Below are 25,036 nucleotides of genomic sequence, written 5' to 3' on the forward strand. Positions count from 1 at the left end.
TGGTTGAAGAGGAACAGATGCTGGCCGACGTGGTCGGCCGTTTCGTCGAAAAGGAATACGACTTCGAGGCGAGGCGCCGTCTCGCCGCTACTCCCGAGGGCTGGTCGGCTGCGCACTGGACTACGCTCGCCGAAATGGGCGTGCTGGCGCTGAACGTGCCGCAGGATCATGGCGGCCTTGGCACGGGCCCGGTTGAGACCATGCTTGTGATGGAGGCCTTCGGCCGTGGGCTCGTACTGGAGCCGTTTGTTTCGACGGCCGTGATCGGCGCGAAGCTGATCGGGCGCGCGGGACACGAGGCGCGCAAGGCCGAGTGGCTGGCTGGTATCGCCGACGGCAGCCTGAAGACCGCGCTGGCGACGCTTGAACCGGGCGCGCGCTTCGATTTGTGGAATGTTGCGATGAAGGCCGATCCAACGCGTGACGGGTTCATCCTGAATGGACGCAAAGGCGTTGTACTTCACGGCGACAGCGCGGACATTCTGCTGGTTTCGGCGCGTACCGCAGGCGAGCAGACCGACAAGCACGGCATCACACTCTTCGCCGTCGATGCGCGAACGCAAGGCGTGAGCGTCAAAGGATTTCCGGCACTCGATGGCCAGCGTGTCGCCGAGGTGGTGCTGGACGACGTGCGCGTCGATGCAAGGGCTGTCATCGGCGTCGTCGATCAGGGCTACCCGTTGCTCGAATGGACCGTCGATCAAGGCATTTTTGCGCTGTGTGCGGAAGCGGTCGGCGCGATGTCGCGGCTGAGCGATCTGACCTTTGAATACCTGCGCACGCGAAAGCAGTTTGGTTCGCCGATCGGCAAATTCCAGGCGCTGCAGCATCGCGCCGCCGATATTTTGACTGCGGTAGAGCAGGCGAAATCGATGGTCTTCTTTGCTGCCGCGAAACTTGGCGAGGACGACGAACTGGAAGCCCATCGTGCTGTGACTGCCGCAAAGGCGCTGATTGGCCGTAGTGCACGCTTCGTGGCGCAGCAAGCGGTACAACTGCACGGCGGAATGGGCATGACGGACGAACTGGCGGTGGGGTGGTACGTGAAGCGGCTCACCTGCATCGACATGACTTGGGGAAACACCGAACACCATATCGAGCTGTACGGTGCGTTCCTGTAATTGCAGTTAATCAGATGACAAGAATGGTCCCGACCGCACATGCCGGTCGATTCGAAGAAAGGAGACAACTGATGTCAGTAGCTTCCCATGGCGCGACTCCGGAGCTGGCGCCAATTCCCGCGCACGTATTGCCTGAACGAGTGTTCGACATCGATATCTACAATCCGCCGGGTGCCGAAGACGACTACCATCTCTCGCTCAAGCAGTTGCACGCCGAAGGCATTCCCGACATTCTCTGGACACCCCGCAACGGCGGACACTGGATCGCGACGCGCGGCGATGACATCTATCACATCCTCAAGGACTATGAGAATTTCTCGTCGAAGCAGCTCACGGTGCCGCTCGTCGAGCATCAACCGTTGCCGCCGATCTTCTTCGATCCTCCGCAGCACACCGCCTATCGCGCGCTGATCGCGCCCGCGTTCATGCCGCAGGCAATCGGCAAGCTCGAGGAGAAGGCGCGCGAAATGGCGATCGAATTGATCGACGGCTTTTATCCTAAGGGCGAGGTGGAATTCGTATCGGGGTTTGCACAGCATCTTCCGATCGGCATTTTCATGAACATGGTGGCGCTGCCCGCCGAGGATCGCGAGTACTTGCTCGGCCTCGCTGACAAGATGGTCCGCCCGGTCGATGCCAACGAGAAGCTCAAGGCGCTCGGTGCGATTTTTCAGTACCTGGGGGTGAAGATTGCGGAACGCCGCGCGAACCCGGGTGACGATCTCATCAGCAAGATTGTCCATTCGAAGATCGACGGGCGCGCGCTCACCGACGAAGAACTGCGGGGGCTCTGTGGTCTCGTGCTGATTGGCGGCCTCGACACGGTTGCCTCGGCAATGGGCTTTATCGCGCGATTCCTCGCCGGGAGCCCGGCCCACCGGAAGCAGCTCATCGACAACCCCGAACTGACGCAGAAGGCCGTGGACGAGCTTCTGCGGCGCTTCCCGGTGGTCAATCAAGGGCGGCGGATCACACACGATTTCGAGTACAAGGGCGTGCAGATGAAGGCGGGTGACATGATCATCATGCCGACCACACTGCACGGTCTGGACGAGCGGAAGTTCGACGATCCGCTGAGCGTCGATTTCGCTCGGCCTACGCCGATTCATTCGACGTTCGGCAATGGCGCGCATCGTTGTCCCGGTTCGTTCCTTGCGCGCGTGGAGTTGAAGGTTTTCCTTCAGGAATGGCTGAAGCGGATTCCTGATTTCCAGATCAAGCCTGGCGAGAAAGCGGGTGTCCACGGAGGTGTGAACGGTACGCTATACCACTTGCCTCTTGTCTGGGAGGTGGTCCGCTGAGGATCGGTCACAATGGCCTGAGCTGGCCATTGTGATCATGTGCGTCTGTAGAAGGCGATCTGCGGCTCGGTGCGCCCGTCACATGGCGCGCCGACCGCTCCATCCGGGCGCGATTCTGGCACAAGAAACCTGCCTTGTAGTTTTATGGAGATGCCTTGCTCAACGCTCGCCAGACGACCTTCATGGCGTGACGGAATGAGTCGACATTAACTGTGTCCGCGCCGGACCGGCGAAGAAAGACGACCAGACCGTGCAGATGTGAAAGGAGTAGGGCGCCGCGCAACGTGCATTCTCCCGAGGGCAAGGTTGGGTTGATCTGCGCGATCAGTTCCGCCAGGAGACCCTGAAAATCCGCAGTAGATTTCGCCATCAGGGCATGCAGAAAGGGCTCGTGCTCTGCGAGGCTCCAGCATTCCAGCACGAAGGCGCTAACGCGGTTTCCGCCGCTCGCCGTCAGTACGGAGAACGCCTCGTCGACGATGACGTCCAGTCGCGCTTCCGGTGGCCGGGATTTGTCTTGGGCGATCGCCCGATAGTGCTCGAAATAGCGATCCGTGTATGCCTCGATCGTGGCCCGCAATAGTTCTTCGCGGGTGCTGAAGTAGTGCTGCAAGGTCCTCAGTCGAATCCCTGCTTCGCTGGCAATGCGGCGTTGAGTGAAACCAGCGTTACCTTCGGTGGCGAATACCTCGATCGCCACTTCGATGATGGCGGGCACGCGGGTCGTTCTGTTCCCGCGCCGTCTGGGCCCGTCTGCTGCCGTGTTGCCGAAGTCTGCCGATGAGATGGTCAGGTCTTTCATCTGTTGTGCTCTCCTTGGCGTCTGCTGTCCTCTCGCTTGTTGCCAGTCCGGGACGTGTATCCGCGGGCTATACCCAGCCTGATACGAGCGCCGTTCGATCCTGATCGGGCAGCACCGGCATTAATCCGATGATAGTCAGATGACGAATAAATATGCGTCTGTTGACTAATTAGCTTTTAGATAAAATCTGATCCACTCACTCGCGACATCACATATCCTACCCGAATAAAGGGTAGATTTGTCCATACCAGCATTTCCCCTGGTGTCATCTTGGCTTGATAATGGGTCGGCTGACTACTACTATTTAGTCAATCGACACATTACGCCGGAAACCGACCATTCCCGTGTGTCGCAAGCCGAACCAGCAGATTCGCTGGGTTTGGGGTTGGCCGGTTAGAGTCGCCAATTTGCGTTCGTGGTTGTGATGTCAGCAGCGCGCACAGGGCGGTAGAAGGAGCTGGACATGAAGGTTGGGGAAGGTTCTTTGCGGTCGCTGATCGACAAGTGGATTGCGCCCACTGCAGCCACCCCAGTGCACATAACCCGGTGTACTTTCGCAAACTCAGGCCAGACGAGGTGGGTACTTGCGCGGTCGTCCGCCGCTGAGAAGTCCTTCGCGATATTCTTCTTTCGGCACGACGACGGGGCATGGCGCGTGTTCCCGCCTCCTCCCCGCAAACCAGAAAGGCACTTCTACGCAGGAACGGGATAAGGGATTCGTCTGATCGCGGTCGATGAACAGCCTATATAAAAGGACTGCAAAGGAAACTGATCCGATCGCACAAGCGTTTTCTGCTACTTCTGCGATTCACCTGCTTTCGCGCTTGAATGGAACGACGAAAGGCCGGCTCATCGTGGCCTGTGCTGCGTACCGGACTAGAATCGAAGAATCCGGGCTGCGCCCGGCCTGCCTATCGATTCATCATCGGCTCGGACGGTTTTCCGAAAGCCATCCATGGTTTGCATCGTCAATCTGCGCAGTCGAATCGGACACCTCGCAAATGCAAGCGTCGCCACTGTCTCGTCAGCGTCACGCGGCCATGCGCGGACCGCTTCGAGTTCATCACCAAACTCAAATCCACGTTTACCCCTCATTTTGAACGTCGTTCGGAAAATTGCATCACTTAGGGGTGAGCGAGCGTTGACAGTCGAGTTTCGAGCGTTTATCTTTCCGAACAGCATTCGCATTCTGGTGGCGCTGTGGGAGGTATCTGAAGCGCGATGCTGACGAGGTAGGGAGGCCGGTTTCGCTTCATTGCAAAAGTCTGCGGCAGTCCAACGGCCTGGGCCTTTTCTGCGGCAGCGCGACAAAGACAAGAGGAGACGCATGAAACAGAAGAGTCTAAAGCCAAGTGCGATCAGCCTTGGCGTGCACGCGACCTGCATCGCTGCAGCGTGCGGGTTGTGGAGCGCGAACGCCAACGCCTTCCACTTCGATGTGCCGAACCCGGACATCGACATGGAATGGGACAACACGGTGCGTGCGGACTACGGCATCCGGCTTCAGAACCCGAGCCACTTCTACACGAACAGCCCGACCTACGACGAAGGCGATCTATCGACGCCGAAGTTCAGCACGATCCAGTCGATGCTGAACCTCTACAGCGAATTCGATTTCAAGTACAAAGACACGTCCGGCTTCCGCATCAGTATGGACGCGTGGTACGACCCGACGTTCAAGAATCACAATACGAGCAATCCTGCATTTCCTCCGAACTATCCGAACAACGAGTACACCAGCTACATCAAGAAGTACTACCAGGGGCCGAGCGCGGAGCTGCGTGATGCGTTCGTGTTCCACACTTTTGACCTCGGTGGTCACTCTGTCAACGTCAAGCTCGGCCGGACGGCAGTCACCTGGGGGCAGTCGGCGTTTGCTACGCTGGGCGGCGCGAACTCGGTGGCCATCGGTCAGCAGCCGCTCGACCTGATGAAACTGACGCAGAGCCCGAGCGCTTCGCTCAAGGAAATCGTGTTGCCGACGGCTCAGGCCGACGTGACGACGAGCATTACCGACACGTTCTCCCTCGGCGCGCAGTACACGTTCGAATGGAATCACGATCGGCTGCCTGAAGGCGGCACATATTTCGGCGGTGCCGATCCTATTCTTTACGGCCCTCCGATCGCCAGCTACCAAAACATTCCGGGGCTGGGCACATTCGCGATTCCGCGCATCGCGCCGACGAAAGGCCAGATCGGCGATATCGGCATCGACGGCAAGTGGCGTGTCGATTCGATCGCAACGACCTATGAATTTACGTACCGCCACTTCGCCATGAAGATGCCGTGGGCGGCGGTGCTACTCCCGGGTGCCGGACCCGAACTCTTCCCGGGCACCAACCTTCCGGGCGTTACGGCGAAGTACGGCAACGACGTGAACCTGATCGGCGCTGGCTTCAACAGTGCGATCGGCAGCGCGGCAGTGGCAGGCGAGCTGTCATATCGCTGGAACATGCCACTCAATGCCGTCAACACGACGACGGTCAACGATGCGCCGACGGGTCGCACCCTGCACGGTCTGCTGAACGTCACGCAGTCGTTCGGCAAGACGCCCATGTGGGACAACATGTTCCTGCAGGCGGAATTCGCGTTCAACCAGCTGCTAAGCGTGCAATCGAATGCGCGGAATTTTGCCAATTCCAGCTATGACACCACGGGCCAATGTTCGGCATCGGGCAACTCCGCGTTTAACAACTGCTCGACGCGCTTCTGGGCCGGAATCGGCATTGGTGCGAGCCCGCAGTGGTATCAGGTATTCCCTGGGGTTGATTTGACGATGCCGCTGTTTGTTAATCTGAATCTGAAGGGCTACTCATCCGTCATCGCGCCAGCGGCCGAAGCACAGGGGCAGAACACCTTCGTGGTCGGGCTTGATTTCACGATCTACAACAAGCATGAGGTGGACATTACCTACACCTACTACATGAACAAGAAAGGGTACTCAACGGCGGGAGCCGCGACGGCGCTCGGTGCACCGTACAGCGACAAGTCGTGGATCGGCATCACCTATCAGACAACGTTTTGATGATGGAGGCACGTGTGAAAAGATTCCCAAAGCTTCTTAAGGCGCTGGCGATACTCGCCGCGGTTTGGGCCTCACCGTATACGCTGGCGATCGAGAGTGGGATCACGCCGTTCGGCGCGGAAATTGCCGGCAACAAGGACGGCACGATTCCGGCATACACGGGGGGCATCAAGGATTTTCCGACCGGGTTCAAGGCCGACTCCGGAAAATGGGCCGACCCGTTTCCTGGTGAAAAGCCGGTTCTGCAAATCACGGCTCAGAACTATCAGCAATACGCCGACAAACTGAGCGCCGCCTCGATCGAGCTGTTCAAGCGCTATCCGACTTACCGGATGGACGTTTACCCGACGCACCGCTCGGTTTCGTATCCGGACTGGTATCTCCAGAACTCGGAAAAGAACGCGGGAAGTGCCAAGCTCGAAAAAAACGGCCTTTATATCGATGGGGCGTTCGGCGGCAAGCCGTTCCCGGTGCCGAAAAACGGTCAGGAGGCGCTGTGGGACTGGGAATTACGCTACGTCGGAACGGCCCAGAAAAACAACGTGAAGACGTGGCTCGTCGATTCGAGCGGCACGCCGATTCTTGCTGCGCAGTTCAAGAGTTCGCTGCTCTATCCGTATTTCGAGCCGAAGGACGAAGCGGAGTTTCGCAAGAAGGGCCCGCTCGCGATCTGGTATCAGGTATATAACGACTACGCGTCACCGGCCCGCCTGATTGGCGACACGACGCTCTTCTGGTACTTCACGGATTCGGCCGATCACGATCAGCAATCGTGGGAATACAACCCGGGCCAACGCCGCGTACGCGTGGCGCCCGATCTCGCCTACGACACGCCGAACCCCGGCTATTCCGGCGCGATCACGATGGACGACGTCCAGTTGTTGTACGGCAAGATCGATCGCTGGAACGCGAAGCTGGTCGGCAAAAAGGAAATGTACATTCCGTACAACGACTACAAGCAGCAGTACGACACGCCGGCCAGCAAGATCACCACGCCGCATTTCGTGAATCCCGATTATGTCCGGTGGGAACTGCACCGCGTATGGGTCGTGGATCTGACGCTCAAGCCGGGCGCGCGTCACATCTACAGCAGGAAGACGCTGTACTTCGACGAGGATGGCGGCGGGGGAATGATGGATGCCTACGACCAGTCCGGCAAGCTCTATCGCGCCGGCTTTGAGACCACGGTTCCCGCGTACGACTACAAGGTGCCGTATTCGCTCGGTAACTGGTTCTACGACTTCAACAGCGGCATTTATATCTTCGGCAGCCATCCGGCGGACTCGCCCGGGATTTTCTTCAACGTGAATTTCCCAAATGACTACTTCACGCCGGAGCGTATGCAATCCGCGGGTGTGCGCTAATTGCGCGCCGAGTTGAGGATGAGGTATTGAGTGATGCGTCCTGCCCGGCTTGCCTGGCGGGACGCATCACCAGCAGAACGCGAAGCTCGAAAAGAATGGCCTGTTCGTTTCCGGCGCATTCGGCGGCAAGCCGTTCCCGGTGCCGAAGGACGGTCAGGAAGCGTTGAGGGATTGGGAACTGCGCTACGTGGGTACGGCGCAGCGCAATAATGTGAAGACATGGCTGGTCGATTCGAGCGGCACGCCGATCCTCGCTGCGCAATTCAAGAGTTCGCTGTACTGCAGGCCCAGGCACAAGGAAGGACGCAGCACGTGCGCCGTGCCGGCTATGGCATGGCGCACAAAGAAGTTTTCATAAAAAGCTCAGGACTGTTCGCGTGATCGATCGCCAGTTACTGTGAAGGAGACACAATGCGCAAGACCCTGTTTCGTTGGCTGGCAATCGTCGCCGCGGCATGCGCCGCGAGCGGGTCGGTCTACGCCGAATTCGCCGACCCGATGCGCTCGCCCGCCGTCATCAACCCGCAGGCCGCGCATGAACCGCTGATGGCGCTGGCGCAGGCCGGACAGCGCCTGGTCGCGGTAGGTCCGCGCGGAGCAATTCTCGTATCGGACGACGCCGCCGTGCACTGGCGCCAGGTACAGGTGCCGGTGAGTTCCGATCTGGTGGCCGTTACGTTCAAGTCGGCCGCGCAGGGCTGGGCGGTCGGACACGACGGCGAGGTGCTCCATACCACCGACGGTGGCAATAGCTGGACGCGACAGCTCGACGGCCAGCAGGCGGCCAGGCTGATGAGCGAGTACTACGCGAAGCAACACGGCGATTCACCTGATCTCAAGGCATCGCGCGAAGAGGCCCAGCGCTTTGAAGCAGACCAGGGAGGCCGTCCGTTTCTCGACGTCTGGTTCGATGACGAGCGTTCCGGCTGGGTCATCGGTTCGTTCAACATCATTTTTCATACCGACGACGGCGGCAAGAGCTGGGTGCCCTGGTTCGACCGCGTCGACAATCCCAACGCGTTGAACCTGCATGCGATGCGCCGTATCAACGGCACGCTTTATATCGCGGGCGAACAGGGGCTGCTGCTCAAGCTCGATCCCGACAAGCAGCGTTTCGTCGCGGTGCCTACGCCGTCGAAGGGTAGCTTCTTCGGTCTCGCTTCCACGCACAACGCGCTGATCGTCTACGGTCTGCTCGGCAACGCGTATCGCTCCACCGACGGCGGCGCGACGTGGGACAAGATCACGCTGCCGACCGGCGCGAGCATTCTCGCTTCGGCTGAACTGCCGAACGGTCACCTTATTCTCGCGACCCAGGCGGGCGAACTGCTCGAGAGCGCCGACCAGGGGGCAACGTTTCATACACTCGGCGCGAGCCAGCCAGGCGGCATCTTCGCCATGGCGCTGCGCGGCGACACCGCGGTGCTGGCCGGTGCGGCCGGCCTGTCGCGGATCGCATTGTCGAAGTTGCACTAAGGGGGAGCAGACATGGCTGGCGGCAACAATGCCCAATTCGACAAGATGCCCGTGGTGGCGGATCTTGCCAGCTTCGATACGCGCTCGGGTAACGCGCTCGAGCGGTTGATCTTCAACCGGCGTCCGTGGCTCATCATCATCTGCGCGATCATCACGGCGGTGCTGGGATTTCAGGCGCTGCGGCTCGATGTGAATGCGAGCTTCGAGAAGATGATTCCGCTGTCGCATCCGTACATCAAAAACTACCTCGCCAACAAGGCGGATCTGAAAGGGCTCGGCAATTCGCTGCGGATCGTCGTCGAGAATCCGTCGGGTGACATCTACGATCCGAAATATCTCGCGGCGCTGCGGCGTATCAACGACGCGTTGTTCCTGATTCCGGGTGTCGACCGGCCTGGCGTGAAGTCGCTCTGGATGCCGATCGTGCGCTGGAACGTGGTCACGGAGCGCGGCTTCGCAGGGGGGCCGGTGATGCCGGACGGCTTCGACGGGTCCGCGCAGGCAGTCGAACAGCTGCGCACCAACGTTGCCCGCGCCAACATCGCGGGCAGCCTCGTGTCGAACGATCTGCATTCGAGCATGATCCAGCTGCCGCTGCTCGATCATTACGCCGATACCGGCAAGCCGCTCGACTACGCGAAGCTCTCGCACCGGATCGACGAGGTCATCAAAGCGGAGGGCCGCGGCGAGGTCCGGGTTCACGTGGTGGGCTTCGCGAAACTGATCGGCGACCTGATCGACGGACTCAAACTGGTAGCGATGTACTTCGGCGTGGCCGCGGGGATCGCCCTCGTCGTGATCTTTCTCTATACGCGCTGCTATCGCAGCACGCTGCTGGTGGTGGGGTGTTCGCTGATTGCGGTGGTCTGGCAGCTCGGCATCATTCGCACGCTCGGCTATGTGCTAGACCCGTACTCGGTGCTCGTACCGTTTCTCGTTTTCGCGATCGGCGTCTCGCATGGCGCGCAGAAGATGAACGGGATCACGCAGGACATCGGGCGTGGCACGCATCGCTACGTGGCGGCGCGCTACACGTTCCGGCGGCTTTTCCTCGCCGGTCTAACGGCGTTGCTCGCGGACGTGGTTGGCTTTGCCGTGCTGATGGTGATCGACATTCCGGTAATCAAGGATCTGGCATTTACCGCGAGCGTTGGCGTCGGCGTGCTGGTCTTCACCAACCTGCTGCTGCTGCCGGTACTACTGTCATACATTGGTGTGAGTCCGTCGGCTGCACGACGCAGCGTGCGTGGCGAGCAGAACGACGCGCGCGGCACCTCGTCGGCGGGCGCGTTGTGGAATCTGCTCGACCGCTTCACCGAGCGCCGCTGGGCTGTCGGTGCGATCGTTTGTGCGGCGGCGCTCACGGTGTTCGGCTGGTCGATCAGTCAGCACCTGCAGATCGGCGACCTCGATTCGGGCGCGCCGGAACTCAGGCCGGAGTCGCGTTATAACCTCGACAACGCGTACACCAACGCGCACTACGGTCTGTCGAGCGACCTGTTCGTCGTGATCGGCAAGTCGTCGCACGGCACCTGCGATGCCAACAACTTCCCGCTGGTGCTCGAGGCGGACCGGCTCGAAACCGCACTGCGGGGCGTGCCGGGGGTGCAGACCACCACCTCGGTCGGCGGTCTCGCGCGCTGGATGACGTCCGGGTTCTACGAGGGCTACCCGAAGTGGTACACGATCGACCGCGTGCCTTCGATCGTGAACAAGACGGTGTGGCAGATCCTGCTCGATCATCCTGATCTGCTGAGCCAGACCTGCGGCACCGCACCGGTCATCGCCTATCTGACCGATCACAAAGCCGCGACGCTGTCGCGCGTGATGGCGGCTGCAGAGGCATTCGCGAAAACCCATAGCGACGCCGATCATCAGTTCCTGATGGTCGCCGGGTCGGCGGGCATCGACGCGGTGACGAACGTCGTTGTCGCCAAGGCGAACCGCACGATGCTGTTGATGGTGTATGCAGCGGTGATCCTGCTGTGCTTCATCACGTTCCGCAGCTGGCGCGCGGTCGTGGTGGCGGTCGTGCCGCTCGGGATCACGTCGGTGCTGTGCGAGGCGCTGATGGTCAAGCTCGGCATCGGCGTGAAGGTGGCAACGCTGCCGGTGATCGCGCTGGGCGTGGGCATCGGCGTCGACTATGCGCTCTATCTGCTGAGTGTGCAGCTCGCGTATCAGCGCGCTGGGCAGCCGCTGCGTGTAGCCTATCGGCACGCGGTGCAGTTCACCGGGAAGGTCGTGGCGCTGGTCGGTGTGACGTTGGCTGCCGGCGTCATAACGTGGGCGTTCTCGCCGATCAAGTTCCAGGCCGATATGGGCATCCTGCTCACGTTCATGTTCCTGTGGAACATGATCGGCGCGCTGATGCTCATTCCGGCGCTGTCGCATTTCCTGCTGCAAGGCATTTCGCGTAAAGCTGTGGCGAAGGGCGGCGCCGCCGGTTCCACGAAGGTCGAGGCCTGTAGCGGTGAGGCAACGCTGCGGTCGTGACCGCGTAACGGGTGCCGCTCTTCAAGCGACACCCTGGCAGGACAAAAGAATTGGCTCGCTATGTGTGGAGATCGCGGGCCGGGTTGCCTGCAGGTCACGCGGCGTGTTGGGGCGAACCGCTCGTTGCGCTACACCACGGACATCGAGAAGCTCAGGATCTCCGAGACCCCGCCGTCGACCATCAGCATTTGCCCATTCATGTAGGAGCTCGCTTCGGAGGCGAGAAAAACCGCGACGCCGCCGAGTTCCTCGGGGTTCCCCCAGCGTCCCACCGAGATATGCGAACGCACGATTTCCTTCATCCGCGGGTTGGACGTGACAGGCTCGGCCATTTCGGTGAGGAAGTAGCCGGGGCAGATGCCGTTGCAACGAATGCCGTGTCGGCCCAGTTCCGCGCCGAGCGATTTCGTCAGTCCTGCGATCGCGTGCTTGCTGGCCACGTATGCCTGCAGCTTCTCGCGACCGAGCACCGACACATAAGACCCGACGTTGACGATGCGTCCGTGTCCGCGTTCGATCATCTGGCGCGCAACTTCCTGCGCGAGCACGTAGGCGGCCGTGACGTTGATATCCATCGTTCTTTGCCACATGTCGAGGTTCGACTGCAGAAAATCACTCCACTCGCAAATGCCGGCATTGTTGAGCAGGACGTCGATGCGTCCGTGGCGTGCAAGGACGTTGCGAACGCCGTTTCTGATTGCGCCCTGATCGGTGAGGTCGAACGGTTCGATATCGACGTCGCCGCCCGCTTGACGAATCGATTCCGCGGCGGTTTCGAGGCTCGCGCGCGAACGCGCGCACAGTATCACCGTCGCACCCGCTGCCGCCAGCTCGTTAGCCATGGCGAAGCCGAGGCCGCGCGACGCGCCGGTGACGAGCGCAATCTGTCCTTCCAGTGAAAAGAGTTTCATAGTCTGACTCCGTGGATCATGCGAAGGCTGGTTACCGGTGGCGAATGACGATCTTGCCGACATGCTGCTGGCTTTCGAGGTGCCGCAGCGCATCCGGTACGCGCGCAAAGTCATAAACCGAGTCGATGACGGGCTTGAGCTTGTGCAGTCCGATCGCGCGGTTCATCGCTTCGAAATCCTGACGGGAGCCGACGCGGATCGGCGCGATCGACAGTCCGCGCGTGAAGAATCCTTCGCCGGGAGAAGGGGCGCCGGTCAGCAGTCCGACCACGCTGATGCGCCCGCTGTCGCGAGTGGCGGCAATGGACTTGCCGAAGGTTTGGGCGCCGCCCACCTCGACGACCAGATCGACCCCAAAGCCATCGGTCAGGCGCAGCACGGCGTCATCCCAATTCGGCGTGTCGCGGTAGTTGATCGTGGCGTCGGCGCCGAGTTCGGCAAACCGTTTGAGCTTCGCTTCGCTCGACGAAGTCGCGATCACGCGCGCGCCGAACAGACGGGCGAGCTGCAGAGCGAACAGCGATACCCCGCCAGAGCCCTGTATGAGCACGGTTTGGCCAGGCAGCAGCGGCGCATGCTGGCACAGCGCGTTCCATGCGGTGAGCGCGGCGCAAGGCAGCGTTGCGGCCTCCTCGTCGGAAAGATGATCCGGAACGCTAACCAGCTCTTCCTCGCTCAGCACCGCCTTGTCGCGCAGCATGCCTTCGACGATAGCGCCGCGGCCCAGCGTATCCGCGTGTTGCGGGCGCGTGCCGCCGTGCCAGTTCTGCGCGAAATTGGCCATCACCCGGTCGCCGGGTCGGAAGCGCCGCACGCCTGGGCCGACGGCAAGCACGACGCCCGCGCCGTCCGAGGCCGGAATGAAGTTAGGCGCCATCCAGTCGCGATACGCACCGTTGATCAGCAGCAACTCGCGGAAATTCAACGAACTCGCATTGACCTGTACCAGGGCCTGATGAGCGCCGGGCGGCGCCGGATCGGGTTCCTCGCGCAATGCCAGACCCGCAATACCTTCAAACCGTTCACATCGATAGAGCTTCATTGGTCGTCTCCATGGTGTCGAACGAGGGCGTCGAATTGAGCGACAAGCGACGTTCTCCTCATTCTTCTCGTTGACAGCTACAAAAAGATGAGTTCAGAATATAGAACATTGTTCAACAAAGCGTTTGGAGCGTCAAATTGAAAATACTGGTCGCGGTGAAGCGCGTGATCGACTACAACGTGAAACCTCGGGTGAAATCCGATGGTTCGGGCGTCGATCTGGCCAACGTGAAAATGGCCATGAACCCGTTCGATGAGATCGCGGTGGAGGAGGCGGTGCGCCTCAAGGAAGCGGGTGTAGCGAGTGAAGTCGTCGTGGTGTCGGCGGGAACCGCGCAATCGCAGGAGGTGCTACGTACGGCGCTCGCGATGGGGGCTGATCGCGCGGTGCTGGTGGAAAGCGATGCGGATCTGCAGCCGCTCGCGGTCGCCAAACTGCTGGCCGCCGTGGCCGCGCGGGAAACTCCGCAACTGGTGCTGCTCGGCAAGCAGGCCATCGACAACGACGCGGGACAAACCGGCCAGAAGCTCGCCGCGTTGCTCGGTTGGCCGCAAGCCACGTTCGCGTTCAAGACGGAAGTGGACGGTCAACAACTACTCGTCACGCGTGAGATCGATGGCGGACTCGAACGTGTCGCGCTCGATCTGCCGGCGGTGGTCACGACGGACTTGCGTCTGAACAGTCCGCGCTATGTGACGCTGCCCAACATCATGAAAGCGAAGAAGAAGCCGCTGGAGACGCTGAGCCCCGACGCGCTGGGGGTCGACGTTGCACCTCGTCTGAAGGTTCTCGAAGTGACCGAGCCGCCGGCGCGTAAGGGCGGCGTGATGGTTCCCGATGTTGCAGCGCTGATTGAAAAGCTTCGTAACGAAGCGAAGGTGATCTGATCATGACTATTCTCGTTATCGCCGAACACGACAACGCAAGCCTCAAGCGCGCCACGCTCAACGCCATCACGGCGGCGGGCGCTGCGGGCGGCGACATTCATGTACTGGTCGCAGGCCACGGCGCGTCGGCGGTGGTAGAGCAGGCCGCGAACGTTGCCGGCGTCGCCGAAGTGCTCGTCGCGGATGCACCCGAATACGCGCATGGGCTGCCGGAAAATCTGGCCGCACTCGTCGTTTCGCTGGCTAGCGGTTATACGCACGTGATCGCGGCCTCCACGGCCGTGGGCAAGAACTTCATGCCGCGGGTCGCCGCGCTGCTCGACAGCGCGCAGATTTCCGACGTGATCGCTTTCAAGGCCCCCGATGTGTTCGTGCGTCCGATCTACGCCGGCAATGCACTCGCCACGGTCCAATCGTCCGACGCAATCAAGGTCGTCACGATTCGTCCGACCGCTTTCGATGCGGCCGCTACCGGTTCGGCCGCGGCGCCGTCGCGCGCCGTCGCATCGGCAGCGGCTTTCGACAAGGCCCGTTTCGTCGGCCAGGAACTGACGAAATCGAGCCGGCCGGAGCTTGCGGCAGCCAACATCGTGGTGTCGGGCGGCCGAGGCATGCAGAACGGCGACAACTTTAAACTGCTCGACGCGCTCGCGGACAAGCTTGGCGCCGCGGTCGGCGCGTCGCGCGCCGCGGTCGACGCCGGCTACGTGCCGAACGACTTTCAGGTCGGCCAGACCGGCAAGATCGTCGCGCCTCAGTTGTATATCGCGGTGGGTATCTCAGGAGCGATTCAGCACCTCGCCGGTATGAAGGACTCGAAAGTCATCGTCGCGATCAACAAGGACAGCGAGGCGCCGATCTTTCAGGTGGCCGACTACGGTCTGAGCGCCGACCTCTTCGAGGCCGTGCCGGCACTGACCGCGGCGCTCGATTGACGTTCGCCCGGATTGACACCGAACAGAACGCTGTTCAAGATAATTGAACCGCTAGTTGCAATATGGCTGTCGACCGCGCGGCCGCTACACAAAAAGCCGGAACCGGTGCCTACGCCGGTCATATGACGAAGGAGATAACAATGGGTAACACCAGTCCCGATTCGGGTGAGCACACTGTCCGCCTCGATTTTGTCCCGAAGGACAGTTACCTGTCGAAGCAGTTTCTCGAGCGCGAGAACGAGCGCCTCTGGCCGCGAGTCTGGCAGGTCGCCTGCCGTCTGGAAGAGATTCCCAACGTGGGCGACTTCGTGACCTTCGACGTGGCCGGCGAATCGATCATCGTGGTACGAACCGCGGGAGATCAGATCAAGGCCTTCTTCAACGTCTGCCAGCACCGTGGCCGGCGCCTGACTAATGGCTGTGGCAAGGCCGCGAAATTTCACTGCGCCTATCACGGCTGGCAGTGGAATCTGGATGGCAGTCTTGCGCGTGTGCTCGACAGGCAAGATTGGGAAGGTTGCCCGGACATGGCTGACGGCGACCTTCGTCTCACGGACCTGCTGGTCGATACGTGGGGCGGGTTCGTGTTCATCAATATGGATCCGGATGCAGAGCCGCTCGCGAAATTTCTCGACCCGGTGCCGGAGATCACGAACTGCTTCGAGTTCGAAAAGATGCGCTACCGCTGGTACAAGTCGATTCGTCTACCGTGCAACTGGAAGGTTGCACTCGAAGCGTTCAACGAGGGTTATCACGTAGCGGCAACCCATCCGCAACTGCTCGACGTCGCCGGCGATGACGTGACGCGCAGTTTCTCCTATGGCCGCCATGGGATGTTTGGTTATTCGACGGCGACGCGGATGATCGGTGCGCCCTCGCCGCGAACCGGCAAGCCGATGCCGGAAGACGTACGCCAGGGGCTCGTGAGCTTTTTCCGGGTAATGGAAGAGACTCTGAAGGCGATCAATACCGCGCGCGATTACGAAGCCGCGAAGCGCCTGATGACCGAAATGTCGCCGTCGGGTAACCAGTTCGAAGTCCTTGGGAAGGCGATGGAATTTCAGCGCGAGGCGGCCATCGCCGAGGGTGCGGGCTGGCCCGAGATCTCTTTCGAGCAACTGGGTCGCGCGGGAGCGGACTGGCACGTCTTTCCGAATCTGGTGTTCCTGCCGTACCCGGACGGCGCGTTGTTCTATCGCGCGCGGCCGGATGGCGACAACCCGGATTCGTGCATCTACGACATCTGGTCGCTGCAGCGCTTCGCGCCTGGGGCGGAGCCGCCGTTGAGGCGCGAGTTCTATTACGGCGTGGACGACTGGAAGGAGAACGCGCAGGAGAACTTCGGCCTGATCCTGTGGCAGGACTTCCAGAACATGACCAACGTTCAGCAGGGCATGAAGTCGCGCGGCTTCAAGGGTTTGCGCACCAATCCGCTGCAGGAATCGTCGGTTTCGAACTTCCATCGCGCGCTGCGCGAATTCATCGCGCGGGATGAGTGATGTCGACAAACTGGGACGCAACCTACGACTTCGTGGTGGTCGGCAGCGGCGGGGGTTCGATGTGTGCGGCGCTTGCCTGCAAGTCGGTCGGCAAAGAAGCACTGATCATCGAGAAGCAGGCGAAGGTCGGCGGCTCGACTGGATATTCGGGCGGGGTCTGGTGGCTTCCGAACAATCATGTGATGAAGCGTCATGGCGTCAGCGATTCCTATGAACGCGCGCGCCAGTACTTCGATGCGGCGGTTACTTATCAAGGGCCGGGGACTTCTGACGCGCGACGCGAGGCTTACTTGCGCACCGGCCCGAAGATGGCCGAGTTTCTCGAGCAGCAGGGGATGCAGTTCGTGTACGCGGACGGCTGGTCCGATTACTACGACACGCTGCCCGGCGGCGAGCCGCGTGGCCGGTCGCTGCTGGCCAGGTTGTTCGACGTGAAGGAACTGGGCGAATGGGCGCCGCGTCTGTCGCGCTACAAGGGCCCGTCGATGCCGGCCAACTCGGACGAGTATCCGCAACTGTTTCTGATGAAGCGGACGTGGGGCGGCAAGCGCAAGGCGATGCAACTGGGTGGCCGGATGCTCTATCAGAAGATCACCGGCAAGGAGCTCGTGGCCAACGGCGCAGCGATTCAAGGGCGCATGCTGCAGATGGCGCTGCGCGCGAACGTGCCGATCTGGACGGACACGCCGGTGCGCGAGTTCATCGTCGAGGACGGACGCGTGACCGGCATCGTCGCGGTACGCAGCGGCCGCGAGTTGCGCGTGCGCGCTCGCGAAGGCGTCCTGCTGAATACCGGCGGCTTTTCACACAACGCGGAAATGCGCCGCAGGTACCAGCCGCAGCCGTCGTCCGCGGACTGGACCAATGCGAATCCGGGCGATACCGGTGAAATCCTGCAAGCCGCGATTGCGCTCGGCGGCGCAGTGGACTGCATGGAGGAAGCGTGGTGGGTCGTGACGTCGCTCGGTCCCAACGAGGAATTGCCCGAAGGTGCACGCGCGCCGGATGGTTCGTCGCTGCCGTTCATGCATCACCTCGACCTGTCGCTGCCGTTTTCGATCATGGTCGACCAGGATGGCGAGCGCTTTTGCGACGAAGCGGGGGCGTACATGGAAATCGGTCAACGCATGTACCAGCGCCACAAGCAGACGGGTAAGGCCGTTCCCGCATGGGTCGTGATGGACAGCCGGCAGCGTAAGTACTACCCGTGGGGCACGGCGATGCCGGGCCAGATTCCGCAGAAGTGGCTCGACAGTGGATACATGATCAAGGCTGACACGCTCGAAGAACTGGCCGCGAAATGCAGCATCGACCGTGCTGGACTGCTCGGGACCGTCAAGCGCTTCAACGGCTTCTGCGAAACGGGCGTCGACGAAGATTACGGTCGCGGCTCGCGCGCATTCGATCGCTGTCACGGGGACCCGACCATCAAACCGAACCCCAATCTCGGGCCGATCGAGGAGGGGCCGTTCTACGCCGTGCGCATGTATCCAGGGGATGTGGGCACGGCAGGCGGTCTCGTGACCGACGAATACGGGCGCGTGCTGAAGGACGATGGCTCGCAAATCCCTGGGCTGTACGCCACCGGCAACTGCACGGCATCCGTGGTTGGCCGGTGTTATCCGGGCGCCGGCAGCAGCATCGGCGCATCGTTCGTGTTCGGTTACATCGCGGCGCTGCATGCGAGCGGCGCGCAAAAGATCTGGTGACACAGGAGAGTGACGAATGAATGCCTATCAGCCGCCCAGCAGCGAAGTCCTGGTCGACATCTACAGGCGCATGGCTCTCATCAAGCAGAACGATGAGCGCTTTCGTGCCGTTATCAAGGCCGGCAAGCTGGTGATGCCGTACTACTCGCCGCGCGGCCAGGAAGTGATTCCGTCGGCGATGTCGGTGTGTCTCACCGACGACGACTACATCTGCACGATCTACCGCGGCGTCCACGACATGATCGCCAAAGGTGTGCCGCTCAAGGAACTCTGGGCCGAGCTCGGAGGGCGAGTGACGGGGACGTGCAAAGGCAAGGGCGGCCCGATGCACGTCACGCATCCCGCGTCGGGCGTCATGGTGACGACCGGCATTGTCGGCAGTTCGATGCCGATCGCAAATGGGCTTGCGCTCGCCGCGCAGATTCGTGGTGAATCGCGCGTGGCCGTGGCCTATTTCGGTGACGGCGCATCAAACATTGGCGCCTTCCACGAGTCGCTGAACATGGCGTCCGTGTGGAAGTTGCCGGTGATTTTCGTCTGCCAGAACAACGGCTATGCCGAGCACACCAAATACGCGTACGGCACGTCCGTGCCGAACATCGCCCAGCGCGCCGTCGCGTACCAGATGCCGGGCATCACGGTGAACGGCAACGATCCGATTCAGATGCACAAGGCGGCGCACGAAGCGGTCGAACGCGCGCGCAACGGCGGCGGCCCGACGCTGATCGAAGCGAACACGTTCCGCTTTCAGGGGCACGTGTTCGGCGACCCGGATGCCTATATGGACACGCACGAAAAGGCCGCCTGGCTCGCGAAGGATCCGGTGCCGCTGTTCCGTCAGTGGCTCATCGATGCGAAGCATGCGACCGAGGAGCAACTGGTTGCGATGGAAGCCGAACACGAGGCGCAGATCGACGCTGCGGTCGAATTCACGCTGTCGAGCGAATATCCCGATGTCGCGGAGCTTCGGCGCGACATCTTCAAGGACGAGGTGCTTGCATGAGCCAGCAGCCAACCAACATCAACACCATCCAGGCGGTCAACTTCGCGCTCGACGACGCGATGGCCGCCGACGCCAACGTAATCGTGCTGGGTGAAGACGTTGCCGACGGCCAGGAGGGCGGCATTGTCGGCGTAACGAAGGGACTGTCGTCGAAATACGGCACGTCGCGGGTGCGTTCGACGCCGATTTCGGAGCAGGCCATCACCGGTGCGGCAATCGGCGCTTCGATGGTCGGGATGCGTCCTGTGGCGGAAATCATGCTGATGAACTTCACGACCGTCGCGATGGACATGATCGTGAATCACGCCGCGAAGCTGCGGTTCATGTCGGGCGGACAGACCCATGTGCCGATCGTCATCCGCACCATGACGGGCGCGGGCTTCGGCACGGGTGGCCAGCATGCCGACTACCTCGAGGCCTGGTTTGCGCACGTTGCCGGCATCAAGGTCGTCACACCGTCGAATCCTGCCGATGCGTATGGCCTGATGCTGTCCTGCATCCGTGATGACGACCCTTGCCTTTTCATCGAGAACATGCCGACCTACTGGAATCCGGGCACTGCGCCGGAGCGCGGCGTGGCGATTCCGCTTGGCAAAGCCAACGTGATTCGCGCGGGTACCGACGTGACGGTGATCAGCTACAGCCGCCGCGTGCAGGAAGCCATGGCTGCTGCCGAAGCGCTGGCGAAAGATGGTGTCGCCTGCGAGGTGATCGATTTGCGCACTGTCTCTCCGTTGGATACCGAAACTATCCTGACTTCGGTTGCAAAAACCGGGCGCGCCGTTGTCGTGCACGAAGCCGTCAAACCGTTCGGCGTGGGTGCGGAAGTCGCATCCCGTATCTACGAAGCCCTCTTCCGCGAGCTCAAGGCGCCCGTGCAGCGCGTAGGCGCGCAATTCTGCCCCGTGCCGTTCTCGAAGCCGCTCGAAGACGCGTTCGTACCGGGCGTGGCCGAAATCGAATCGGCGGTTCGCGCGACGCTGAAATGACCAGCACGAACACCCGGAATTCCATCATCAATTGAGCAAGGCCATGACCACACAAGTTCTGCTTCCCAAACTGGGCTTTTCCATGAACGAAGGCACGCTAGCCGAATGGCTGGCGGACGACGGCGCAACCGTGAGCGAAGGGCAGATTCTCTACGCGCTCGAAAGCGACAAATCGATTCAGGAGGTCGAGTCGCCCGCGTCGGGCACGCTGCGCATCGTTGCCCAGGTTGGCGAAGTGTATCCCGTCGGCACGGTGCTGGCGGAAATCGTCTGATTGGCCGTAGGCCGTCACGTTGTCCAACAGTCGTTCGAAGAGGCATCCGCGATGAGTGTCGAATCCGTTGCTACGCGACCGCAGTCCGATGTGAATACCGGCCCCGGCGGGGCTGCGGTCCCCGCTTTCGGCGCGAATCTGCCGCCTTGGCCGCAGGTCGATTTCGCCGAATTCGGCGAGGTGGAAGTCAAGCCGGTGTCGCGCATCCAGAAGCTCACAGGAGCCTTCCTGTCGCGCAACTGGCTGACGATCCCACATGTGACCCACCACGACGACGCTGATATTACGTCGCTCGAAAGTTATCGCAAGGCCCGTAACGAGGCGGGCACGGTGGTTAAGCTGACGCCGCTCGTCTTCCTTATCAAAGCCGTGGTGCGGGCTTTGCAGGAGTTCCCGCAATTCAACGCGTCGCTCGACGGTGACGGCAAAAACATCGTTCTGAAGAAGTACTTCCACATCGGGGTCGCCGTGGACACGCGCTTCGGATTGCTGGTGCCGGTGCTGCGCGATTGCGACCGGAAGAGCGTCGAAGAACTCTCGGTGGAACTTGCAGCAATTTCGCAGAAGGCACGCGAAAAGGGTTTATCGATGGCAGAGATGTCGGGCGGTTGCTTTTCGATCAGTTCGCTCGGCGGCTTTGGCGGTACTGGTTTTACGCCTATCGTCAATGCGCCGGAGGTGGCGATTCTCGGCGTGACTAAAACCCGGCTGGTAGCCGCGCCGGCGGACGACGGCGGCGTCAGCTGGCGCAAGATGCTGCCCCTGTCGCTCAGCTATGACCATCGCGTGATCAACGGAGCCGACGCGGCGCGGTTCGCCGCATTCATTGGAACCGTGTTGGCCGATCCGCAGACGCTCGCTGGCTAACAGTCGATCTGACAAAACAACGACAGGATTGAGATGAGAACCCTTGGCGAGATGATCGAGCGAAACGCTCGCTTGCATGCCGACCACACGGCGCTCGTGTACGCCGACCGGCGTCTGACGCACAGTCAGTTGGCGGAGCGCGCACGCCGCTTTTCGGGAGCGCTATATGAGCGCGGCCTGCGGCGTCAGGACCGGGTTGCGATCCTCGCGATGAATTGCGCGGAGTACTACGAGAGCTACCGTGCATGCGAATGGGCCGGCTTCATTCTGGCAACCGTCAATTTCAGGCTGGCCCCCGCGGAGATTCTTTATATTCTTAAGGACGCGGCCCCTAAGGCGCTCGTATTCGAGGCTCAGTATGCCGATGTCGTGAACGGACTGCGTTCGCAACTGCCCGAAATCGAGCAGTACATCTGCATTGGCGACGCGCCGGAATGGGCCGTTTCGTTCGAGGCGGTGATGGAAGCCGGCCCAGTGGAAGGGCCGCCGATCCGTTCGAAACCGGAAGACTACGCGTACCTGATGTACACGAGCGGCACCACGGGGCGTCCCAAGGGCGTCGTGCGCACGCACCATGCCATGTGCGTCACCGCGGAAAGCTGCGCGCTGGTGACGGAGTTTTCGGGCAATACCCGCGTGCTACAGACGACCCCGGCGTTCCATGTCGGCGGGATTGGCTTCGTTAATTCGGTGGCCTGGATGGGCGGCACGACGGTCGTGCATCGCGTCTTCGAGCCGAAGCAAATGCTCGAGACGATCGCCGAAGAACGCATCACCTTCACGTTCATGGTTGCCGCGATGCTTCAGGCGGTCCTCGATGTGCCCGAACTGTCGAGCTATGACGTGTCCAGCATCGAAAACATCGTCACGGCGGCAGCCCCGGTGCCGGCACCGTTGCTGTCGCGCGGCATTCAGGTGCTCGGCCCGGTGTTTTCGGTCCAGTACGGCATGACCGAGAGCAACGCCTGCTGGTTGCCTGCGCACGAGGTCAAGCCCAAAGGGTCCCCTGAACAGGTACGGCGTCTCGCATCGGTCGGGCGCCCGTGCCCCGGCATCGACCTGCGCATCGTCGACGATCAAGGCAACGATCTGCCGCAAGGCCAGACCGGCGAGGTCTGGCTGCGCTCGCAGACGCAGTTGAGTGGCTACTGGAACAACAGCGTGGCGACGGTGGAAGCACTGCGCGATGGCTGGTATCGCTCGGGCGACATGGGCTACCAGGACGAGGACGGCTACATTTTCCTCGTCGACCGCAAGAAGGACATGATCATTTCCGGCGGCGAGAACATCTACAGCCGTGAAGTCGAAGATGCGCTGCTCCAGCATCCGGCAGTCATCGACGTGGCCGTGATCGGCGTGCCGCACGAGAAGTGGGGAGAGTGCGTCAAGGCGATCGTCGTGTTGCGCCGTGGCGAGCAAGCGGGCGAAGCCGAATTGATCGAGTTCTGTCGCGGCTTGATCGCGAGCTACAAATGTCCGAAAGCCATTGCATTCGTCGACGAATTGCCGAGGCTGCCGACGGGCAAGATCAGCAAGGTCAGTCTGCGCGCGCAGTTTGCCCGGTGAACGGCAATCGCCTCAATTGGAGGGAATCGACCATGGCCAAATGGCTGAAAACATCGGAGTGCGTGAAGTTTGAAGTGGCGCAACGCGTTGCGCGCATCACGCTGAGTCGTCCGGACAAGCGCAACGCCATCAACAATCCGCTTCTGCAGGAACTCAAGGCGGCGTTGCTCGAAGCCGACGACCTCAAATCGGTGAACGTGATCGTACTGTCGGGAGCTGGCCGCGACTTCTGCGCGGGCTACGATCTGGTGACGACGTATTCGGATCGGGCCGCGGACGCCGCTGATCCGGGTGACTATCGTGGAACGATTCGCAGCTTCGACGACGACTGCTGGTCGATGGAGCGGCAGTCGGAGACGGTCAATCTGATGGCCGATATCCACAAGCCGATCATCGCGCAGGTGCATGGCAACTGTCTTGCGGGCGGCACGGATCTCGCGCTGGCGTGCGACATGGTGATCGCCGCCGACAACGCAAGGATCGGCTTTCCCGCCACGCGCGCGAACGGCTCGCCGCCTGCGCATATGTGGTTCTATCACGTCGGCCCGCAGTGGGCGAAGCGCCTGCTGCTGTCTGGCGACTCGCTGACGGGCCGCGACGCCGCGAAGATCGGGCTCGTCATGGATGCGGTGCCGGTAGAGCAGCTCGAAGCGGAGGTGGGCGAGTTGGCACGCCGTCTGTCGTTTGTCGATGCCGATCTGCTTGCGGCCAACAAGCGCATTGTCAACATCGGGCTGGAGCTGGCCGGTTCGCGCACGCTTCAGCGGCTCGCGGTGGAAAACGACTCACGGGCTCACCAGAGCCTGGGGCCGCGCCGCGCGCAGTTCAAGGCGGACATGGAAGCGGTTGGCCTGAAGGAAGCGCTCAAGCGCCGCGACGAGCCGTTCGGCGACGGGATGATCCGCCTGCATGCTCGCGGCAGTTGACCAGACCGTCGAACGGACGAACCAAACTCAGACGAAGATCCGACCATCATGGATGTTGAACTCACTTTGAACGGCGCGGTTGCGACGCTGTGTCTGAACCGCCCCGAGAAGCTCAACGCGCTGACGCCGGAAATGCTTGATCTGATTCTCGGCCACCTCGATCGCATCGAAAAGGATCCGGAGATTCGCGCGGTGATTCTCACTGGCGCAGGCCGCGCATTTTGCGCCGGTGCCGACATCAAGGGCAGCGGCGCCGCGCCACCGCAGATGAGCGTGGCGCACGCGCGCGCATCGATGGCGGTGTATCAGAAGATCGCGCTTCGGTTGTACAACCTGAACAAGCCAGTGGTCGCGGCGGTACGCGGGGTTGCCGTGGGAATTGCCTGGAGCTTTGCGCTGTGCGCGGACCAGCTCATCGTTTCCGATACGGCGCAGTTCATTCCCGCCTTCCTGATGCGCGCCACCTTACCTGAAGGCGGCATGGTGTATCTGCTTGCGCGTCATTGCGGCGAGTTTCGCGCCAAGGAAATCATGTATCTGAATCGCCGGCTGAGTGGCAAGGAAGCACTCGATATGGGTCTTGCCAGCCATCTCGTCGAGGACGGCGAGCTTGACCCGGCCGCCGAAAAGCTGGCTGGCGAGCTGGCGGCTGGCCCGACTTTCTCGCTCGGGCTGACCAAGCAGTTGTTCAGGTTGAACCCCGGTGGCATGGAAGAGTTTCTTGCGCAGGAACTGAACGCGGTGGCGCTCGCGGTGAACTCCGAGGACGCCGCGGAGGGCCGGCTCGCCGCGAGAGAAAAACGCGCCCCGGCTTTCAGAGGCCGCTAGGCGGAGCACCCGCAC

21 protein-coding genes are annotated in these 25,036 nt (G+C 61.5%); 18 read left to right on the forward strand and 3 right to left on the reverse strand.

The window, feature by feature from the left end:
- Nucleotides 1-17 precede the first annotated feature (17 nt).
- Nucleotides 18-1,121, forward strand: a complete 1,104-nt coding sequence (locus HDG37_RS18840) for an acyl-CoA dehydrogenase family protein (RefSeq protein ID WP_260334939.1) — start codon at nt 18-20, stop codon at nt 1,119-1,121.
- Nucleotides 1,122-1,192: 71 nt separating this feature from the next.
- Nucleotides 1,193-2,422, forward strand: a complete 1,230-nt coding sequence (locus tag HDG37_RS18845; protein ID WP_184050481.1) for a cytochrome P450 — start codon at nt 1,193-1,195, stop codon at nt 2,420-2,422.
- Between the two features lie 142 nt (nt 2,423-2,564).
- Here HDG37_RS18845 and HDG37_RS18850 read toward each other — a convergent pair whose 3' ends face one another.
- On the reverse strand, nt 2,565-3,224 hold the full coding sequence (locus tag HDG37_RS18850) for a TetR/AcrR family transcriptional regulator (RefSeq protein WP_184050236.1): 660 nt from the start codon (nt 3,222-3,224) through the stop codon (nt 2,565-2,567).
- Nucleotides 3,225-4,551: 1,327 nt separating this feature from the next.
- On the opposite strand from HDG37_RS18850, the gene HDG37_RS18855 reads away from it, so the two are divergent.
- The 5 genes from HDG37_RS18855 to HDG37_RS18875 are packed head-to-tail and all read left to right on the forward strand — an operon-like array spanning nt 4,552 to nt 11,585.
- Nucleotides 4,552-6,249 carry a DUF1302 domain-containing protein gene (locus HDG37_RS18855; protein ID WP_260334924.1) on the forward strand — a complete coding sequence of 566 codons (1,698 nt, stop codon included), beginning with the start codon at nt 4,552-4,554 and terminating at the stop codon, nt 6,247-6,249.
- 14 nt (nt 6,250-6,263) lie between these two features.
- The gene (locus HDG37_RS18860) at nt 6,264-7,613 is read left to right on the forward strand and encodes a DUF1329 domain-containing protein (protein WP_311541505.1); all 1,350 of its coding nucleotides are present in this window, start codon (nt 6,264-6,266) and stop codon (nt 7,611-7,613) included.
- A 49-nt stretch (nt 7,614-7,662) separates the two neighbouring features.
- Entirely contained in the window at nt 7,663-7,971 is a 309-nt protein-coding gene (locus tag HDG37_RS18865; RefSeq protein WP_260334925.1) for a DUF1329 domain-containing protein, read from the forward strand.
- Between the two features lie 53 nt (nt 7,972-8,024).
- Nucleotides 8,025-9,089, forward strand: coding sequence for a YCF48-related protein (locus HDG37_RS18870; protein WP_184050238.1), 1,065 nt, complete (start codon nt 8,025-8,027; stop codon nt 9,087-9,089).
- A 12-nt stretch (nt 9,090-9,101) separates the two neighbouring features.
- Nucleotides 9,102-11,585 carry an RND family transporter gene (locus HDG37_RS18875; RefSeq protein ID WP_184050241.1) on the forward strand — a complete coding sequence of 828 codons (2,484 nt, stop codon included), beginning with the start codon at nt 9,102-9,104 and terminating at the stop codon, nt 11,583-11,585.
- Between the two features lie 128 nt (nt 11,586-11,713).
- Here the strand turns inward: HDG37_RS18875 and HDG37_RS18880 are convergent, their stop codons facing one another.
- Together HDG37_RS18880 and HDG37_RS18885 are read right to left on the reverse strand one after the other, a co-directional pair.
- Nucleotides 11,714-12,496, reverse strand: a complete 783-nt coding sequence (locus HDG37_RS18880) for a glucose 1-dehydrogenase (protein WP_184050243.1) — start codon at nt 12,494-12,496, stop codon at nt 11,714-11,716.
- A 31-nt stretch (nt 12,497-12,527) separates the two neighbouring features.
- Complete coding sequence (locus HDG37_RS18885; protein WP_184050245.1) at nt 12,528-13,538, reverse strand: NAD(P)-dependent alcohol dehydrogenase; 1,011 nt, start codon at nt 13,536-13,538, stop codon at nt 12,528-12,530.
- A gap of 137 nt (nt 13,539-13,675) precedes the next feature.
- Here HDG37_RS18885 and HDG37_RS18890 point away from each other — a divergent pair, with 137 nt between their 5' ends.
- The 11 genes from HDG37_RS18890 to HDG37_RS18940 all read left to right on the forward strand — a co-directional run bounded on the left by HDG37_RS18890 (nt 13,676) and on the right by HDG37_RS18940 (nt 25,021).
- Nucleotides 13,676-14,425 (forward strand): electron transfer flavoprotein subunit beta/FixA family protein, encoded by a 750-nt coding sequence (locus tag HDG37_RS18890; RefSeq protein WP_184050247.1) that lies wholly within the window; start codon nt 13,676-13,678, stop codon nt 14,423-14,425.
- Between the two features lie 2 nt (nt 14,426-14,427).
- Nucleotides 14,428-15,360, forward strand: a complete 933-nt coding sequence (locus tag HDG37_RS18895) for an electron transfer flavoprotein subunit alpha/FixB family protein (RefSeq protein WP_184050249.1) — start codon at nt 14,428-14,430, stop codon at nt 15,358-15,360.
- A gap of 140 nt (nt 15,361-15,500) precedes the next feature.
- A complete protein-coding gene (locus HDG37_RS18900; protein ID WP_184050251.1) occupies nt 15,501-16,859 on the forward strand; it encodes an SRPBCC family protein in 1,359 nt (452 codons plus the stop codon).
- Nucleotides 16,859-18,568, forward strand: a complete 1,710-nt coding sequence (locus HDG37_RS18905) for an FAD-binding protein (RefSeq protein WP_184050253.1) — start codon at nt 16,859-16,861, stop codon at nt 18,566-18,568. The genes HDG37_RS18900 and HDG37_RS18905 overlap by 1 nt, the downstream gene beginning before the upstream one ends.
- Before the next feature lie 16 nt (nt 18,569-18,584).
- Nucleotides 18,585-19,571 carry a thiamine pyrophosphate-dependent dehydrogenase E1 component subunit alpha gene (locus tag HDG37_RS18910; RefSeq protein WP_184050255.1) on the forward strand — a complete coding sequence of 329 codons (987 nt, stop codon included), beginning with the start codon at nt 18,585-18,587 and terminating at the stop codon, nt 19,569-19,571.
- Complete coding sequence (locus HDG37_RS18915) at nt 19,568-20,560, forward strand: alpha-ketoacid dehydrogenase subunit beta (RefSeq protein WP_184050257.1); 993 nt, start codon at nt 19,568-19,570, stop codon at nt 20,558-20,560. The genes HDG37_RS18910 and HDG37_RS18915 overlap by 4 nt, the downstream gene beginning before the upstream one ends.
- Nucleotides 20,561-20,603: 43 nt before the next feature.
- Nucleotides 20,604-20,834, forward strand: coding sequence for a biotin/lipoyl-containing protein (locus tag HDG37_RS18920; protein ID WP_018425497.1), 231 nt, complete (start codon nt 20,604-20,606; stop codon nt 20,832-20,834).
- A 51-nt stretch (nt 20,835-20,885) separates the two neighbouring features.
- Nucleotides 20,886-21,701, forward strand: a complete 816-nt coding sequence (locus tag HDG37_RS18925; RefSeq protein ID WP_184050259.1) for a 2-oxo acid dehydrogenase subunit E2 — start codon at nt 20,886-20,888, stop codon at nt 21,699-21,701.
- Between the two features lie 33 nt (nt 21,702-21,734).
- Nucleotides 21,735-23,267 (forward strand): class I adenylate-forming enzyme family protein, encoded by a 1,533-nt coding sequence (locus HDG37_RS18930; protein ID WP_184050261.1) that lies wholly within the window; start codon nt 21,735-21,737, stop codon nt 23,265-23,267.
- A 32-nt stretch (nt 23,268-23,299) separates the two neighbouring features.
- Entirely contained in the window at nt 23,300-24,193 is an 894-nt protein-coding gene (locus tag HDG37_RS18935) for a crotonase/enoyl-CoA hydratase family protein (protein ID WP_184050263.1), read from the forward strand.
- Nucleotides 24,194-24,241: 48 nt separating this feature from the next.
- Entirely contained in the window at nt 24,242-25,021 is a 780-nt protein-coding gene (locus HDG37_RS18940; protein ID WP_184050265.1) for an enoyl-CoA hydratase/isomerase family protein, read from the forward strand.
- Nucleotides 25,022-25,036 lie beyond the last annotated feature (15 nt).

Source organism: Paraburkholderia sp. MM5384-R2, from assembly GCF_014201025.1.
Taxonomy (GTDB): domain Bacteria; phylum Pseudomonadota; class Gammaproteobacteria; order Burkholderiales; family Burkholderiaceae; genus Paraburkholderia; species Paraburkholderia tuberum.

Coding starts and splice junctions, on each gene's coding strand:
- HDG37_RS18910 (WP_184050255.1), top strand. CDS start 18,585: ATGAATGCCTATCAGCCGCCCAGCAGCGAAGTCCTGGTCGACATCTAC.
- HDG37_RS18900 (WP_184050251.1), top strand. CDS start 15,501: ATGGGTAACACCAGTCCCGATTCGGGTGAGCACACTGTCCGCCTCGAT.
- HDG37_RS18895 (WP_184050249.1), top strand. CDS start 14,428: ATGACTATTCTCGTTATCGCCGAACACGACAACGCAAGCCTCAAGCGC.
- HDG37_RS18880 (WP_184050243.1), bottom strand. CDS start 12,496: ATGAAACTCTTTTCACTGGAAGGACAGATTGCGCTCGTCACCGGCGCG.
- HDG37_RS18855 (WP_260334924.1), top strand. CDS start 4,552: ATGAAACAGAAGAGTCTAAAGCCAAGTGCGATCAGCCTTGGCGTGCAC.
- HDG37_RS18920 (WP_018425497.1), top strand. CDS start 20,604: ATGACCACACAAGTTCTGCTTCCCAAACTGGGCTTTTCCATGAACGAA.
- HDG37_RS18840 (WP_260334939.1), top strand. CDS start 18: ATGCTGGCCGACGTGGTCGGCCGTTTCGTCGAAAAGGAATACGACTTC.
- HDG37_RS18845 (WP_184050481.1), top strand. CDS start 1,193: ATGTCAGTAGCTTCCCATGGCGCGACTCCGGAGCTGGCGCCAATTCCC.
- HDG37_RS18885 (WP_184050245.1), bottom strand. CDS start 13,538: ATGAAGCTCTATCGATGTGAACGGTTTGAAGGTATTGCGGGTCTGGCA.
- HDG37_RS18930 (WP_184050261.1), top strand. CDS start 21,735: ATGAGAACCCTTGGCGAGATGATCGAGCGAAACGCTCGCTTGCATGCC.
- HDG37_RS18925 (WP_184050259.1), top strand. CDS start 20,886: ATGAGTGTCGAATCCGTTGCTACGCGACCGCAGTCCGATGTGAATACC.
- HDG37_RS18850 (WP_184050236.1), bottom strand. CDS start 3,224: ATGAAAGACCTGACCATCTCATCGGCAGACTTCGGCAACACGGCAGCA.
- HDG37_RS18875 (WP_184050241.1), top strand. CDS start 9,102: ATGGCTGGCGGCAACAATGCCCAATTCGACAAGATGCCCGTGGTGGCG.
- HDG37_RS18940 (WP_184050265.1), top strand. CDS start 24,242: ATGGATGTTGAACTCACTTTGAACGGCGCGGTTGCGACGCTGTGTCTG.
- HDG37_RS18915 (WP_184050257.1), top strand. CDS start 19,568: ATGAGCCAGCAGCCAACCAACATCAACACCATCCAGGCGGTCAACTTC.
- HDG37_RS18870 (WP_184050238.1), top strand. CDS start 8,025: ATGCGCAAGACCCTGTTTCGTTGGCTGGCAATCGTCGCCGCGGCATGC.
- HDG37_RS18905 (WP_184050253.1), top strand. CDS start 16,859: ATGTCGACAAACTGGGACGCAACCTACGACTTCGTGGTGGTCGGCAGC.
- HDG37_RS18935 (WP_184050263.1), top strand. CDS start 23,300: ATGGCCAAATGGCTGAAAACATCGGAGTGCGTGAAGTTTGAAGTGGCG.